The 17,009-nt window shown below is 40.1% G+C and carries 13 protein-coding genes; 5 read left to right on the forward strand and 8 right to left on the reverse strand.

The features are described from left to right. Nucleotide 1 precedes the first annotated feature (1 nt). The 8 genes from HNW13_RS13905 to HNW13_RS13940 form a co-directional block, all read right to left on the reverse strand. A complete protein-coding gene (locus HNW13_RS13905) occupies nt 2-406 on the reverse strand; it encodes a biopolymer transporter ExbD (protein ID WP_011638073.1) in 405 nt (134 codons plus the stop codon). A gap of 13 nt (nt 407-419) precedes the next feature. After that, nucleotides 420-947 carry a MotA/TolQ/ExbB proton channel family protein gene (locus tag HNW13_RS13910; protein ID WP_011638074.1) on the reverse strand — a complete coding sequence of 176 codons (528 nt, stop codon included), beginning with the start codon at nt 945-947 and terminating at the stop codon, nt 420-422. Beyond that, nucleotides 947-2,302, reverse strand: a complete 1,356-nt coding sequence (locus HNW13_RS13915) for a MotA/TolQ/ExbB proton channel family protein (protein ID WP_192116007.1) — start codon at nt 2,300-2,302, stop codon at nt 947-949. Before HNW13_RS13915 ends, HNW13_RS13910 begins: the two co-directional genes overlap by 1 nt. Then, nucleotides 2,302-3,084, reverse strand: coding sequence for a DUF3450 domain-containing protein (locus tag HNW13_RS13920; RefSeq protein WP_124730304.1), 783 nt, complete (start codon nt 3,082-3,084; stop codon nt 2,302-2,304). The genes HNW13_RS13915 and HNW13_RS13920 overlap by 1 nt, the downstream gene beginning before the upstream one ends. A 357-nt stretch (nt 3,085-3,441) precedes the next feature. Next, nucleotides 3,442-4,428: a class I SAM-dependent methyltransferase gene (locus HNW13_RS13925; protein WP_192116008.1), complete on the reverse strand. Its 987-nt coding sequence runs from the start codon at nt 4,426-4,428 to the stop codon at nt 3,442-3,444. A gap of 100 nt (nt 4,429-4,528) precedes the next feature. Next, the gene (locus tag HNW13_RS13930) at nt 4,529-7,135 is read right to left on the reverse strand and encodes a TonB-dependent receptor (RefSeq protein WP_124730302.1); all 2,607 of its coding nucleotides are present in this window, start codon (nt 7,133-7,135) and stop codon (nt 4,529-4,531) included. Nucleotides 7,136-7,768: 633 nt separating this feature from the next. Further along, nucleotides 7,769-9,196 (reverse strand): IS4 family transposase, encoded by a 1,428-nt coding sequence (locus tag HNW13_RS13935; protein WP_192114076.1) that lies wholly within the window; start codon nt 9,194-9,196, stop codon nt 7,769-7,771. Nucleotides 9,197-9,262: 66 nt separating this feature from the next. Next, the gene (locus HNW13_RS13940; RefSeq protein ID WP_347813088.1) at nt 9,263-11,674 is read right to left on the reverse strand and encodes a DNA polymerase II; all 2,412 of its coding nucleotides are present in this window, start codon (nt 11,672-11,674) and stop codon (nt 9,263-9,265) included. A 93-nt stretch (nt 11,675-11,767) separates the two neighbouring features. On the opposite strand from HNW13_RS13940, the gene dinG reads away from it, so the two are divergent. Genes dinG through HNW13_RS13965 form a run of 5 tightly spaced genes read left to right on the forward strand, consistent with a single transcriptional unit; the run spans nt 11,768 to nt 16,945 of the window. Then, nucleotides 11,768-13,843: an ATP-dependent DNA helicase DinG gene (gene dinG / locus HNW13_RS13945; protein WP_101087805.1), complete on the forward strand. Its 2,076-nt coding sequence runs from the start codon at nt 11,768-11,770 to the stop codon at nt 13,841-13,843. Between the two features lie 8 nt (nt 13,844-13,851). Beyond that, entirely contained in the window at nt 13,852-14,625 is a 774-nt protein-coding gene (locus HNW13_RS13950) for a TSUP family transporter (protein ID WP_162022710.1), read from the forward strand. After that, nucleotides 14,622-15,284 (forward strand): primosomal replication protein, encoded by a 663-nt coding sequence (locus tag HNW13_RS13955; RefSeq protein ID WP_101087800.1) that lies wholly within the window; start codon nt 14,622-14,624, stop codon nt 15,282-15,284. Before HNW13_RS13950 ends, HNW13_RS13955 begins: the two co-directional genes overlap by 4 nt. Nucleotides 15,285-15,293: 9 nt before the next feature. Continuing rightward, nucleotides 15,294-16,004 (forward strand): DUF2057 domain-containing protein, encoded by a 711-nt coding sequence (locus tag HNW13_RS13960; protein WP_101087798.1) that lies wholly within the window; start codon nt 15,294-15,296, stop codon nt 16,002-16,004. Continuing rightward, the gene (locus HNW13_RS13965) at nt 16,004-16,945 is read left to right on the forward strand and encodes a histone deacetylase (RefSeq protein ID WP_192116009.1); all 942 of its coding nucleotides are present in this window, start codon (nt 16,004-16,006) and stop codon (nt 16,943-16,945) included. The genes HNW13_RS13960 and HNW13_RS13965 overlap by 1 nt, the downstream gene beginning before the upstream one ends. Nucleotides 16,946-17,009: the final 64 nt, after the last annotated feature.

The raw sequence follows: 17,009 nt of genomic DNA on the forward strand, positions 1-17,009 counted from the left end.
ATTACTCATTCCCCGCTGATACTGAAATTTTATCGATACCTGCAGCTTTAACGTTATCAAGCACTTTAACGACTAAACCATGTAAAGCGTCTTTGTCTGCTTGAATCAGTACGGCTGCTTCAGGTGCTTCCGCCAACATACGTTCTACGTTTGCAGTTACACGTTCGATATCAACCTGACGGTTTTCCATCATAATGACACCAGTTTTACTGATACCAATAAAGATGTTCGCCGAAGGTTTAGACGTAGCCTGTGACGCTTTAGGCTTGTTATAGTCTAAGCCTGATGGCTTAACAAACGATGTTGTTACAATAAAGAAGATCAGCATGATAAACACGATGTCTAGCATCGGGGTCATATCAATTTGCGCTTCCTCTTCCATAGTGGAATGCTTCTTACGTGCCATGTTCAATCTCTCTCTAGTGGTGAGGCATGCTGTCTTTTAGCTTTTCTAAACTGATTCTCATTTTTGAGTCTAAACGTGTGCTAAAGAAAACACCCGATAGAGCTGCAACCATTCCTGCCATTGTCGGCATTGTGGCCATAGAGATACCAGCGGCCATTAAACGAGCATTACTCGTCCCCTGAACTGCCATCACATCGAATACTGAAATCATACCGGTTACAGTACCTAATAGACCAATCATTGGACAAATGGCTACTAGGGTTTTGATTAACAGCATACGTGCATTCAAATCTTGCTTCGCTTGGGATACCCAAGCTTCACGGATACGGTGAGCATGCCAAGAAGTTGTTTCTTCTCTTGCTTCCCATGAGGCGATAACGGCTTGATGTTGTTTTGGAGATATCCAATTTAGATACCAATAACGTTCAAGCATTAACACCCACATTAGGAATAGCACTGCTGCAACCAGCCAGAGGACATCGCCTCCGGAGGCCATGAAGCCCCTGACGGAATCCCATACGTCCATCAGGATTAGCATCATTAGTCAGCCCTCTTCTCAGCATGTTCTGCAATGATACCGGCACTTTGTTCTTCAAGAACTTGAACAATAGACTTACTACGAGCAACTACGATTGCATGTAATAACATTAGAGGCAATGCAGCGATAAGACCTTGAACAGTCGTAATAAGCGCCATAGAAATACCGCCAGCCATCAATTTAGGGTCACCAGTACCGAATAATTGAATAGATTGGAAGGTTGCGATCATACCGGTAACCGTACCCAGTAGACCCATCATAGGAGCGATAGCTGCAATAACTTTGATGATTGAAATACGAGCTTCTAGAGCTGGTGTTTCTTTTAAGATAGCTTCATCAAGTTTTAGCTCAAGCGTTTCAACATCAACATCTTTATTTGACTGGTATACTTTTAGAATACGACCTAAAGCGTTGTTACCAGGGTTTTCGATGTTTTTACGTTGGCTATTAACTTTAGTACCAATGATAGTCAGAGTCACTAAACGCTCAACCGCAATCAACATACCTAATGCTAACAATGCAAGAATGATGTAACCAATCGTTCCACCGGCTTCTAAACGATCTTCTAAACTAGCTTTGTTAGTAAAGATGTTTAGTAACACGCCACGAGCTGGATCGATATAGAAAGGAGCAACACCTGAAGTAGTATTTTCCCACGTATCAACGGCACTAACCTGGTAGCCTTCTGGTTGCTGTGATAATTGTTGAATTAAACCAAGTTCAGGTTTGTAAACAACATATTTACCTTCAGCAGTTAAGTTGAAAGGACCTACACGGTGAATTGCAGTATTTACTACATTGCCATCGATAGCAGTAACATCACCATCAAATTTAACAACTTTACCTGACTCAACCATTTCAAATAACTGTGCTTCCCAAAATTGTTCTAACTCTTCAATTTTAGGCAGTGATTTACGTGCACCCAATTCAGCAATAAAGGTGTCACGACCAGGAAACTGAGCACTGATGTTAGACGCAGCTAACTTACCAGCGAAATCACCGGCTTCACCTTTAACAACACCAAACATTTCACCCAAGTCACCTTGAGCAGTTTTTAAGTCTTCTTCTAACTGAGCAATTTTACGCTCGTTGTCTAAGAATGCTTGGTTTAAATCTTTACCACGTTGCTTTTCAGCAGAAAGCGCATTTTTTTCACGCTTTAATAATTCAGCTTTATCACCACGTTCAGCTTGAAATTCTCTTTCGCGCTTAGCGTTGGTTTTGCCTTCGTTAGCTCGGTCGACTTTAACTTGTTGTAACAACTGACCGATAGTTTTTGGTGCATCTGCAGCAGAAACCATACCAGCTGTTAAAGAGAAAGTTGCAGCCACTAACACTGATGTAATTAACTTCTTCATTATTGTGCAGTCTCCGCAGCAGGAATTGGTAATGCGAATAGGTCTAGAGCGCCTTGCTTGCGAGCAATGCGGATACCTTTAGTAATATCACGTAGGTAGCTATCGTCTAACTTATTCCAAGACTTCGCATCAGCATCATACATCCATGCTATTTTTTGATCTAAGCTTTGTGCATAAAGTGCAACTCGGCCTAAATTAAAGAAATCGACTAACACTTCCTTACCGTCTAGATTTAACTTACCGGTATGAACAGCAACGAAACTACCGTACTCACGTTCGATGCTATAAGCATCAAGAATTAGACGATATTTCTCTGCTAATGTAACTTCTGCAGTATTAAGAATATCTTTTAAATTTTTAACACGATTCTGACGAGTTTCAATGTTAAATGGTAAATCTAAGTTTACAAACTGCTCTAAAGCATCAACCATTTTAAACATTAATGGTACAACGCCCTGACGAAGTTTATCTACGCCGTTAATATCAGTTTGAATTAAATCAAGTGAATTTTGTTGATCAGCTACCAAGCCTGCAACGTAATCATTATATGCTTTCAATGATTCACGTTCATCAGCTACGCTGCCATACTCAAAAAGCATGTCTTGTGCTTGGTCAAAATATTTGTCGACTTTCTGTTGTGACGCAGCTGAAGCAGCATTAAGGCTGCTATCGGCTTTTTGAACGTCAGCTAAAGGATCTGCAACAACGAAGTTGCTACCAGCTAAAGCCAGAGCGCCAACAAGTGCAGTAGCGATTTTTGTTCTATTGCTTACCTTGGACATAGTTCCCAACCAATTTGAAGTGAATTAAAAAGTTCAACTCTGCAAAATAACCATGATCTAAAATTGTTAATCAATGTTACTTCAACTAAGCACGTCTTTTTCTTGTGATTGTTAGTTTTTCTTCCCTTTTCTACGCCTATTAAAGCGTAGACCCGTTGGCATCATTTCACAAAATGTTGACCTATGTCAACATTTGCAAAGTTTAAAAACGTGTGGAAAGAGTCGTTAAAGAGGTTAATGTTGACGAAAGGTTAATAATTAAACATGTTCAACATAAATGTATAATAATTTAATCTTAACAGGAAAATATTATTTGTTTTTATTCAATTAGTTATAAAATGAGGGCAACTCAGCTTTTTAATTTATTGATGCTTTTTCGATTTTATAAATTAATTTTGAGGCATGTAAATACCACCCTAAGACTTCATTTTGTTCACTTTTTAAGACTTTGAGCTCATTTAACATAAAATCATTCTGGTGAAACTTACCGACAAATGTTGCCAATTTAGTTTCATCAAATGCTGCATTGACCAATTCAGTCAATCGTATTTTCAGCGTATCCATTTGTATTGCCATAAATTCAATAAATTCTAACTTTTTTGTAACAGGCCAAAATAATCCAGCCTTAAAAAATTGAGCGACAAAACTCATTAATCCACAATCTTGTGTTGCCGCTTCATCAAACATTACCAGCGATGTAATAAGACGATTAACTTCTGCTCTGATATTTTCACATTGAAGGTCTTTCTTAATCCGCTCAACATCAGTTTGACTATTAACAGAGCCCATAGCATTGGCCATTTTAACTAAGCAATTAATTAATAAATGAACTTCTTCTTTAGCAATTAACGTCAAAATGCTTCTATTTCGGTTAAGGATCATCGAGCCACTATGATGGAAAACAATAACAAATTGACCATCGTCTTTTAATACTCTAGCCGCTTCATTAAAGGATTGCTCAACGTTTGAATACTCAAAGCCAAACTGGGATATATAGAGGTCTACGGAGCTTGCTTCAAATGGGAGTTGTTCGCTACTAGTATTTGACATCAAGGTAATATCGATATTATGACTAGTTTGGTTTGGTGAACTAATTAAATTAACTTCGGCTAAATCAACGCCAAAAATCCTACCGGTTAGTTCACTTGCTGATAATTCATCGCGTAACAAAAGCGGCAATGAGCCATTACCTGTACCAACGTCGACGACTAAAAAACCTTTAGGTAGGCTGTTAAATATTGGTTGCCAAACATTTTTTAAGACACCTTCATAATTACCTGATAATGCTTCACCGAATGAAGTAGTGTGCCCTTGTTGCCAATATTCACTCCAGTGATTATTCATCTTATCTCCTCAATTAATTGTAATATATTGCTAAATACTCGCTAACTAAAAAGGCTCCCGAAGGAGCCTTTCTTATATCTAATTAATTTGTAATTAGAATTTAGAACTTAAGAGTATAACTTGCACGATATTCACGACCGTAGTTATTATACAAATCAGGGTTCTCAAACTTACCATCTGGTGAAAGCACTGGGTCTTCATCAGTTAAGTTATTAATACCTAATAAGATTGAACCATAGTTACCTGCATCATAAACATAACTTAAGTTATGAATTAACCATGAATCCAATTCTCCTTTCGAAGCATCATCTTCAAAGTAGTATGTAGATGAGGTGTAATTCATGTTCCAAGATACGCTATGATTACCCATATTGTAGTTGGTAGTTAACACTGACTTGAAGTCTGGTTGACCATTCCAACCAGATGTATCACGAGAATCTGCACCGCCGTCAACTTCTTCGATATAATCAAGAACGAAGCTATTTGTCCAGTTAAAGCCTATGTCACCAATATTAGTTTCAAACTTGGCGTTTAAGGCAACATCGATACCTGAAATTTCTAAGGTATTAGCATTGCTATAACCGGTACCAATTTCATAAGCAGCACCAATACTTTGGCCAGCAGATGCAGGATCACGTTTTACATAGAATGTATTACCAGGAGCTAACGTACCTTCATTAATACCAGTCATAACACTAGTAATTGAACGTTGAGCAATTACATCGTCAATGTTCAGGTTGAAATAATCAACTTTTAAGCCGATATTATCAACGATATCCCATGCTACACCAAAGTTAATATACTCTGAAGTTTCAGGACCAAGATCCTTGTTAGCACTAATATACGTGTCAAACTGTCTTTCACTACAAGGTGTACCAGTAGATTCACAATATGGCTTATCGATACCATCAGCAGCACTGTAAGTCGTTGCGGCAAATAGTTGATCCAATGCTGGTGCACGGAATGCTTCTGAGTACGATGCACGAACTACAACGTTCTCAAGTGCTTGCCAGCGAATTGCTGCTTTAGGAGCAATGTTATCGCCAAAATCGCTGTAATCATCGTAACGAGCTGCAAGGTTTAATTCAATGTCATCAGTTAACGGTAATACCGCTTCGTAGAACATTGCCCATACTTGACGATCACCAGCAGCAGAGTTACCCGCACTACCACCAATTAAGCCAGCTTCTGACTGTGCGTCATATACTTCGCTAAACTGTTGGTCAAAATATTCTACACCGACGTAATGCGCTGCTGCACCACCTGGTAATTCAAACGCATCAAAGCCAATACCAGCGTTATATTGATCAAATGTCGCACTACCTTGAGTCAAAGTAGTCGCTTTCATGTTATTGATGCCAGCTTCTGAACCTAAGTCGATACCGTTAGCTTGGTTATAAGCAAGACCAGAATAGCTTAAGTAGTACTCACCGATAGACTTATTATCGGCGATGTTGTGGTGGTAATAAACTTCCCACTCGGCATCATTTAGCGCACTGATTGTACCGCGTAAACCTGTTAGGTAATCTTGGTTATAATCATCTACGTTACCATCACGAGTACCAATACCAACCCAACGAAAATAACCTTTTGCTTCTACATCAAATGGGTTATGTGGGTTATCTGCAGCCATATTGTTCCAAGGCGCAGCTGGAGGAGCATAACGACCGAAAGAGTTATTTTGTGTAACCATTACACGACCAAACCACTCTACGTCTTCTGCAACTTCATAGTTGGCATCTACATATACTGTATTACGCTCTGTAGAGGCTTTGTTATATGACACATTACCATATGCATACATACACAAATCTGAACCCGCGCCAAATGCATCGTCACCGCGCACTTGTTTAAATACATTATCACCATATTCAGCAGCTAAATCACCACAAAGCGGAGATGGCTGATAAATTCCATCAGGACCTTTTACGCTTGCGCCATAATAACTCCAGCCATCTGTCTCAGAATATGCTTGAATAACGCCGTCACCATTTAAGTCTTCCATCCATGGTGCAGTAAAGTCACGGTCTGCATCTGCAATACCTTGACGATCTTGATGATCAAATGCAAAAGTAATGTTACCTTTATCCATTTGATAACCCGCAACAACAGAGAATTCTTTACTTGTTAAGCCGCCATCGCGGTCACGAGAACCACCACCGACATTGAATTCGATACCTTGGTAATTTTTCTTCATGATGATGTTAACAACACCAGCAATAGCGTCAGAACCGTAAGTAGAAGATGCACCATCAGTTAGAATTTCGATACGTTCTACTGCAGCCATTGGAATAGCGTTCAAGTTAGCAGATGCACCACCTAGAGTAGGTGAACCTGGGAAACGCTTACCATCAATAAGTACTAGAGTACGGCTTGAGCCAGCACCACGTAAGTTGATAGTTGCTTGAGATTGTGCAGAACTACCTGAACGCTCAGAGAATGAACCGAAAGAGTTTAAGTTACTGTTACGAAGGGCGTCAGCAACTGTAAAGTTACCTTCCATCTTCATATCTTCAGTTGTAATGGTCGTAATTGGTGAAGCGCCTTCAAGGTCAGAACGCTTAATGCGCGAACCAGTAACCTCAATACGTTCTACTTTTGCGCCATCTTCATCAGCAGCAAAAACTGCTGGCGAAGCAAATGCAGCTGCTGCTGCACCACTGATCAGTGCTAAACGCACCGACTTAGCTAATACGTTCTTATGCATTGTCTATCTCCCTGGACTTTTTTATGTCTTTCTTATAATGCTAACAACCTTTTTAGGTGTTAGTTCAATGAGGGGATGCAACAAAAAACAATCACAACCTCTCAACTACAGGTGCAATAAAATCACACTTGAAACAACTAATCAACATTTGAAGTGTCGTAAGCGCAAAAGTTAATCAAATGTAACAACTTTAACTGTTAAGAAATATGAACAGGTAATTTTTTTTAACTTTATAAACAATAAGTTAAAGTTGTTTAGTTATTGTCGAAATAACATACCAAGTCTAAAGTTAAAAAATTAACCTATTGTTTTAAATAACTATTAATCTGGAGAAGGTAGTTTTTTATTACTTCTGGTAAACATAAAAATGTTAAGTGTTAATAAATAAGGCTATGTAAGTAATTGCTTAACATTAATCGTCTAGATAAATCTTCGTAGATTGGGTTTGCGAGGTTTGTGCGTCATCAAATAATGCTTGATTGCCTTTACTGAATTAAGAACGTAAGGACACGAAGAAAAACAAGCAATGTTAATTAACTTTGAAAACTTAAGATTGGGGTGTTGGTAAGTTAACTTATAGCAATAGAAGTTGATTATTCACCAGTGAGTCAAAGCCTGTCTCTTGATCAGATTTCATAAGCTCTCGCCATCAGCAATCATTTCTTTCGCGACTCGGTAGCCTACAACATGAGACTGCAATGTACTCCAACCTTCCCAAACCGCCGTCCAGCTTGCGATCCCTGTTCGTTTGGTATCGGTGAAACCACCCAACTTTGCGATTGATTGATACGCCCATTTCAGACTCGGCGCGCCTTTATCTTTATGCCCTCTAGGCTTATTAAACCGCATTAGCACCTTCCATTCATCTTCTTCGAGTACCGTGTCACAGCGTTGAGCCTCCACTGCTTTGGCCTCCTCAACCAGCCCTTTTTTACGTAAATAATAAGGGATGGTGATGGCTTCTCTGAGTTGCAGTAAACGGACGCCGATAAAAGCTAAGATTGAAACCGCTCTTTCTAAGTTCTTAGGCTCTGTCATTCTTTGGCGCTCAGCTCCTGCACCCGTTTTCCATGCTTTATGAAAATCCTCAATTCGCCATCTTGCGGTGTAAATATCAATAATATGAAGTGCTTGAATTAACGTATCGATTGGCTCTGTTGTTAATAGCACCCAGCGCAACGGCTCAGTAACGCTTTTTGATGTTTTTTCTTGAGCGTACACCACGTTTACTGGCTTAGTCTCACCTTTCGTTTTGAACGTAACCTGTGCCACTTTAATGGTTAGCTTGGCTTTTCTTGCCACGCGGTTTACAGGCTTCCCTTTACTATTTTTTGTCCCCTTCTGGGCGATATCGATAGTGTATTCACCCCGTTCGGCTTGTGATTCAAGATGTTCAAATAACGTAGAGTCAGTCTCTATCAGCGCTCTAGAATGTTTCGCTCGAACGACAAAACGCTCATTATGCTTCTGTTTATCTTGAATATAACTCAGTATGTCTGCTTCTCTATCACACACTGAAATTACCCGTGACATGAGCTTTCCCAAGCGTTGACGGCAGAAATAAGAGGCTTCTGACCACTTACCGCTTTCTTTTTCGTCAGCATCTTCAGGATTATTAGGACGAAGCCAGTATTCTTGATGAATGAGCCCGATAGTCTGAGTCGTGAAGCTGTCTAATAGCAGGGTTGAATGAACCCACCAACCACGTGATTTATCTGTCGTCGTCCCCAGTTTGCCAAGCTCTTCTGCTACTTGATGTTTGTAACTCAGCGCAGTGGTGTCATCAATGGCTAATATCTCAGCATAGGGCTGGGCAAGCTCTGCAGTATGTTGAAAACCAGAAGCTCTAATTACTTCTGGAGAAATGTTGTCGTTACGGATCAATCGATAAGCCCCTTCAACTTTAGCCTCATTACCTTGACATGATAAAGCGATAGACTTACCACTACAACGTGCCATATCTGCAGCGACTTCGATGACACGATCTGTGCGACGCGGGTCACCAAAGAAACCGTTTTTAAAGTGATTGTATGACCATTGCTCTGGGTTGAATATTGACATGGTTTTTCTCTAAGTAACTGAAGTTACTTGATCTGATCACAGTTCACCCCAGAAGTTCAATATTTTTTATACTTGTGTAGAAGAGTCAGAGTCAAAGCTATGGCCACACAGTTGCAGAATGGGCTCCGCGATAGGTTGAATCTGTTTACAAATATAGTATTCATAATCAATGTTTTGTGGTTTTACTTCTATGGCTTGTGCACCAGTGAGTGTCATTATATATCGAATCTGTTGTCCTTTTCGGGTAACACTTACGTCACCGAGTAGTTCGGCAAGCTGTTTTGCGGCTTTAACATGGGGTGACGACTTTGCAGTATAATCTTCAACATTGCGTCTTAATCGCTTTTTAAAAATAAGTTCATTATCTCGAGCACCGCACTTAATTGCTGCCAGCTCATTGCTCAAATAATCAATGACATCCTCACCTTTAAAAAACAATTCATATAAATGGTACTGCATCCTTCTTGCAATAGGGCTCCAGTCACTCCTCACCTGCTCCATACCTTTAAAGGTTAGAGTTAATTGTTGCTGATCATTTGACACCGCGCCGACATAACGCTTTTTACTGCCTTCATCCGAACCTCTTAAGGTAGGCATAATAAATTGTTCAAAGTGGGTTTCAAACTCCAGCTCAAGATAACTGTCTAATTGATATTCTTCTGCACACCATTGAAGCCAACGTTCGGTTATTGATACTGATAGGTGTTTACCAACCGCTTGAATATCTTTAATCCCATGATTATCTCCTAACCAGACAAAGGTAGAATCGGTGTCACCATAAATCACTTGATAACCGCACTCTTCTATCCATTGCTTAGTGAGTTTCATAATTTGATGACCGCGCATGGTAATCGAACTGGCTAACTTAGCATCATGAAATACACAACCTCGAGAGCCTAATACGCCATACAATGAGTTCATAATAATTTTTATCGCTTGCGATAACGGCGAATTTTTATCTCGTTTGGCCAGTTCTCTTTGCTCTGCAAGGCTGGCAACTAATGCAGGTAAAATAGGCGATTGCCGACTAAATTGAGCACCTAAATATCCAGCAACTGTCGTTGCATCACCTTTTACTTCACTCGCGTAGAGTCCTTCAACTAAGCCTTTAGGATCGATAAGAAATGTCCTAATAATCGACGGATATAGACTTTTAAAATCTAATACTAAAACATCTTTATAATAACCCGGTATAGAGGACATAACATATCCGCCAGGGCTTTCTAAACCTTGGCTCGCGGGTTGTGCGGGGGCCACAAAGCCACTTCGATGTAAGTGAGGTAAATACAAATGATAAAATGCCGCAATCGATGCACCCACGCGGCCGAACTCCAAGCCCGTTAACTTGGCGCGTTCAAGAGCAAAATCTAACAACTGTGTTTTTTCAAAAATATCCCACACTAGTCGGCAGTCGGTAATATTATAAAAAGCCAATGCATTTTTATCTTGTTCAAATAAATGAGTAATTTCTTGGCCACGATTTTCAACATGATCAATGGCTTTACCTTCGGCTAATAACTGCCTCGATACCGATTCTAACGAAAAACTATCAAACTGATAAAACGCCGCTTTAAGCCAATCAATACCATCCAAAACCACACGCCCAGGTAAAGATAATGTTTCCGGCCGATATTTGTCAGCCACTTTCCAGCTCAGTTCGCTATTACCTCTACCAATTAATAATGGAATTTGATGTAAAACACAGCGTTTGAACAACAAGGCTAAATCAAAGGTCACTACTGCCCAGCCAATAATAATATCGGGGTCATAGTCGCTAAACCACGCTATTAAATGATGTATCAGTTCAATCTCATTTTTTACCCAAACAATGAAGTCATGACATTCTGCTTGCGGTTCGCCCACCATATACACACATTGATAATCGGCACCATATAAACCAACCGAATAAAGTTCACCCGTAAAACTGCACTCAAAATCCAGTGAAACCATTTTCAAAGGGATATCAACAAGTTCGTTGGCGGGCATTTTTCTAGCCCGATTAATCGATAACAAAGGCATCGTTGAAGTTGAATTACGCTGTTGATAATGCCCTGAACACTCAATATCTAAGGCAATAAATCGTTCTATAAGGTAGCGTTGCTCAGACCTAATATCGGCTTCAAATAAAGTAATACCGATATCATTAGCTATGCGACTGAGTAATTTCAATTGGGTATTTGATTTAAGATACAAGGCACTGATAGGTTCATGTGCAAAGCTCATCAATGATATCGACTCAGCCTTAAGGGCAAAGCCGACTTTTTGACTTAATTGATTAACATCTTGCTGACGGCAGAAACAGATCACTTCACTGTGATACAGCTCTGCTAATACAGGTCCTTGAGCGGTTTTAATATAATATTGAAGCACTAATTGTCCATGCCGATAAATAGCATGACGAGTTAATACTCGTCCCTTCACATGATTATTGGTCGTTGGATTATCTGTCGGCGTCACAACGGGTTTGAATTCCGGCACAAGTTTACTCAATTTGATTTATTACTTCGTGGCATGCTAATTCACTGTTATTATGTACAGCATAATTCAGTCTATGTAGAAATCATACTTCCTATGCTACCGGATAACATAAAAAGTCAAATTCGCACCATTTATAAAGAAATTGCCGCATCTATGCCGCAATTTCGTTCTCGTCGCGAACAAAACTATATGGTAGCGGAAATATCAAAAACCTTAGCAGGCGAGTATGACAAAGACCGTCGTATCATTGTGGTTGAAGCGGGTACCGGCATTGGTAAATCTTTGTCTTATATCTTAGGGGCAATCCCTTTAGCCATCTCGAGTAAAAAGAAAGTCTGTATTGCCACCGCAACCGTGGCACTTCAAGAACAATTACTCCACAAAGATCTACCTCATTTTTTACAACAGTCTGGTATTGATTTTAAATTTGGTTTGGTAAAAGGTCGTCAGCGTTACGTATGTTTAGCCAAACTTGAAGCCATGATAGGGGCACAAGACAGCTCACAAATAGCCATATGGCAAACTAAACCCGACCAAAGTCAAATTAACGAATTACAAAAATTGCATCAAGATTTTCATCAAAAACGCTGGAATGGTGAAATTGATACTTTAAAACACCCTATTCCTGATTTCTTGTGGCAACAAATTTGCTGTGATAAACACAGCTGTCATCGTCAAGTATCGGCACACCATAATTGCCCGTTTCATAAAGCTCGTGAAGATGTGGACACTTGGGATGTACTCATTGTTAACCACAGTCTGTTATTTGCCGATTTAGAACTTGGCGGCGGCGTCATTTTACCAGAACCAGAAGACATGTTTTATGTTATCGACGAAGCTCATCACTTACCGATAGTTGCCAGAGATTTCTCCAGTGCTCAAGCCACACTTCGAGGAGCATGTGATTGGTTAGAAAAAGCATCGAAAACCTGTTCTAAGTTACAAAATCAACTCAAAACCACTCATATCATTGCCCCTGTACAGGCCATGCTTGACCACACCACAGAGTTAACCAATTTACTGACCCAGGTTGCTCACTTTTGTGATACCCAACCACAGTTATTCGCTAACCCTGAATCCAGGCTTCGTTTTGAACATGGCCAATTACCACAATCGTTATTAATACAGGCAGAAAATCTGGCCACTGCATCAGGTTCCGCGGTAAAGCAATTTAATAAAGTGGTATCAGTGTTAAATGAAGCAATAAAAGATGGTGAAGTGCCTAAACATCAGTCGGAAGGGTTGTTATCAGAAACAGGTTTTATTTTACAGCGGCTAGATAACTTACATAAGTTATGGAAGATGATGGCCAAAGAAGACAGTAAAAAAGGCGCACCCATGGCGCGTTGGGCTGAATTAATTACCGGTAAACAACAAGATTATTTATTTTGCTCATCGCCTATAGAAGTTGGCTTTATGCTTGAATCTATGTTGTGGCAAAAAGCCGCTGGCGTGGTGTTGTGCAGTGCAACGCTTCGAGCCTTAAACAGCTTCAACCATTTTGCTCATCAAGTAGGCCTGTCAATGAATGATGGCAGCCGATTTTTAGCATTATTATCCCCTTTCGATTACGAAAATAATGCGACTTTATTTATACCTCAAATGGTTTGCGAACCTACGGACGAAAATTACACCACCGAACTTGCACAACATATTGTGACACTTATCGATGGCGAAATGGCCACATTAGTGCTGTTTGCATCCTATTGGCAAATGGATAAAGTGGTTGAGCTCGTCGAAGGTAAAATCCCCAAAGACCAGCTTTTTGTTCAAGGCGCTATTCCACGTCAACAAATATTAGAACAGCACAAAAAACGCTGTGATGAAGGTCTACCCAGTGTCATTTTCGGTACTGGCAGCTTTTCTGAAGGCCTCGATTTACCGGGCGATTACTTAACAAACTTAATCATTACCAAACTTCCGTTTGCGGTCCCGACCTCACCAGTAGAACAAGCTCACGCGGAATACTTAAAAGTAAAAGGCGGTAATCCATTTTTACAGCTGACAATTCCTGATGCTTCACGTAAATTAGTCCAAAGTTGTGGCCGACTGTTACGAAAAGAGCAAGATTATGGCCGAGTGACCATTTTAGACCGTCGTTTGGTCACTAAACGTTATGGCAAATCATTAATTGATGCCCTTCCTCCTTTTAGACGTGTTATTGAATAGGTATTGAGTTGGATTTATTATTAGACCCTAGCCATTGGGCTATATTAGCGGTCATAGGTATATTTGCGGGTTTTATTGATGCCATAGTTGGCGGTGGTGGGCTTCTGTCTATTCCAGCATTACTCACCGTTGGTATTCCGCCACATTTAGCATTAGGAACCAATAAATTAGCCGCTTGTTTTGGTTCTCTTACTTCGAGTTACACCTTTTATAAACAGCATTTATTTAACCCTGCATTATGGAAAACGTGTTTTTTTGCCACCTTGGTTGGGTCGATTGCAGGTTGTGGTTTAGTATTTCTGATAGACCCACAATGGTTAGACAAAATATTACCACTACTCATAATTAGTATCGCTGTTTATACCTTATTTAGCCCCAAAGCGATGGGTGACAAAAATATAATGGCCCCAAAATATCGTTCACCAAAATACAAACAAATTAGCCAAGGATTTGTTTTAGGTGGATACGATGGTTTTGCAGGACCAGGTATTGGTGCTTTTTGGACGGTATCGTCTATCTCGCTGTATAAACTCCCTCTGTTGCACAGCTGTGGATTAGCGAGAGTCATGACCGCGGTGAGTAACATCACAGCACTCATTATCTTTGCATCCATGGGTCAAGTACAATGGATGCTCGGCTTGTGGATGGGGGTATGCATGATGGCAGGTTCATTTATCGGCGCCAGAAGTGCGATTCGATTTGGGATACCTTTTATTAAACCAATATTCATTATTATGGTATTGTCGATTGCAGTCCATCTTACGTGGAGTGCATGGGTATGAACACCCAACAATTGCTATCAATGTTAAAACAACAGCTCGCTAAACTTGAGCAAGACGCATTAATACACGACCAGAATTTGGCGCCTTCGCAACGACAGTCTTTACAAGAAATTGAACGATTTAACAGTCAGCTATTTGCCCAACAAGGAGCCCAACTAAGCCCTTGTATCACTCAGTTACGTCAAGATATTAAACAACTCGAAAAACAACTTTACCTTAAGTTGGGCAGTAATGTTATCCAACTCAGTTGCGATCGTATTCAAGACCGATTTAGTGCATTACGCAGAGCATTGCTAACCACTCACATCAACCTTAAATCCGAACAACAGCGCAAAGCCAGTAATCGAGCCCGATATGCAAAAAAACAACAACAAGCAATACAAGACAGCGGATTTGGTTGGATAGCCAGTAATGTGATGCAAAATAGCCATCAACTCTACGCTGAACTCAATAAACATTTAAATTGGGCAAAAAAAATAGAGCAAAAAATACAACAAATGGAAGCAACTCTTGAATTCTGTCATAGTGATGACAAAATAAAACTGCAAAATGATATTCTGTCTATGCATCGCCGTTTAGGAAAGTGCAAACAAGCAACCAGTTATATTGAAGAGCGTATTCAACTTTTTGAAAGACCTCGCCAAAGTTACCCACGTTAAGGAGCAACAATGAAATCTTTATTTACCACAAGTGCGCTTTTGGCATTTTTAACATCATCATCAGTCTTAGCAGCGAATTTAACCATTCCAATGTCTTTTGAGTACCTAGCGCTTGATGGTGCAGAAGTTGAAACCAGTATGTTCAATCATCAATCGGATTTAGCGTTAACCAATGGCACCCATAAAATTGCAGTCCGTTATCATGATGTGGTTGATGATTCCTTTAGTGACAGTCAATCTTTTGTAAAATCGACACCTTTAATTGTGACGTTAACGGTTGATGGCGATCATCAATATCTATTACAACCCGCTGACGGTGACGTTATCAAGAATCCAAAAGCATTCGCTAAAAAACCACAAATCAACATTAAACGCCAAGATAATGCAGCGGTAACTTACAGTGTAGAACAAACTAATTTTACTGAAGAGTCATTTATTACTAGCCTGTTTAACAATAAAAACCAACATGATATTGAAACCTTATCGGCTTCAGCTACAGGTAACGGCAGTCAACCAATACAAGCATTAGCAGTCAAATCAGATATTGAATCTGCTACGATGAGTGCACCAGTTATTGCAACTGTACCAGTAACGGTGCCAGCAACAACGGCGCAAAAACCGACTCCAGCACAAGCAGAACAAATGCTGCAATATTGGTGGTTACAAGCCGATGACAAAACGCGTAAAGAATTTATGGGTTGGGCAATCAAGCAACTTTAATGTCCGTGTCGATCCCTTTTGTTTACCACGCCAGCTATTCACAGCTGGCGTTACCTAGCACCCATCGTTTTCCAACCACTAAATATCACAATTTATACCAGCACGCGCTCAAACAACAATTGTTGTTTGAGCAATATCGCCATACGCCTACGCCAATATCGAAAGATTCGCTCTATACAGTGCATTGCCCGCAGTATATCGAGCAATTTATCAATGGCACCTTAGACCATAAAGCCCAAAGACGTATTGGTTTCCCATGGAGCACAGCGCTAGTCACCCGCACCTTACACGCCGTAAATGGTACCCGTTTATGTGCTGAATTAGCGCTTAAACATGGAATTTCAGTTCACTTAACCGGTGGTTATCATCATGCGCACTATGATTTTGGCAGTGGTTTTTGCATTTTCAATGATTTAGTTATCGCGGCGAGATCAGCCATTGACTCAGGTAAAGCGGATAAGGTACTCATTTTTGATTGTGATGTTCATCAAGGTGATGGAACCGCGACACTCACTCAAGGCAGCCCAGATATTATTAGTTGCTCGATCCACTGTGCACAGAATTTCCCGTCCAGAAAGCAACAATCTGATCACGATATCGCTCTGGATAAAGGGTGTACCGATAAACAATATCTTGAACACATACAACAAATATTACCTTACTTGATACGCATCCATCAGCCAGATCTGATCATCTATGATGCTGGGGTCGATATTCATCAACATGATGACCTTGGATATTTCGCCATTTCGAATCAAGGTATTCTCGCTAGAGATAAACAGGTAATATCGATAGCACAAATGCATAGCATCCCACTTGCAGCAGTAATAGGGGGAGGCTATAGTCGTAATGAAGCAGAATTAACCATTCGACATAGCCAATTGTTAATTGCTGCCAATGAAATCTGGTCACCACAGTGTCAGACAATGCAAAACCAATAACACTGCGTCACTAAATTAAACAAACATCTCGACATTGAAGCATATGTCGATAAAACAAACTGTC

It is taken from the genome of Shewanella sp. BF02_Schw, from assembly GCF_014596695.2.
In the GTDB taxonomy this organism is placed as follows: domain Bacteria; phylum Pseudomonadota; class Gammaproteobacteria; order Enterobacterales; family Shewanellaceae; genus Shewanella.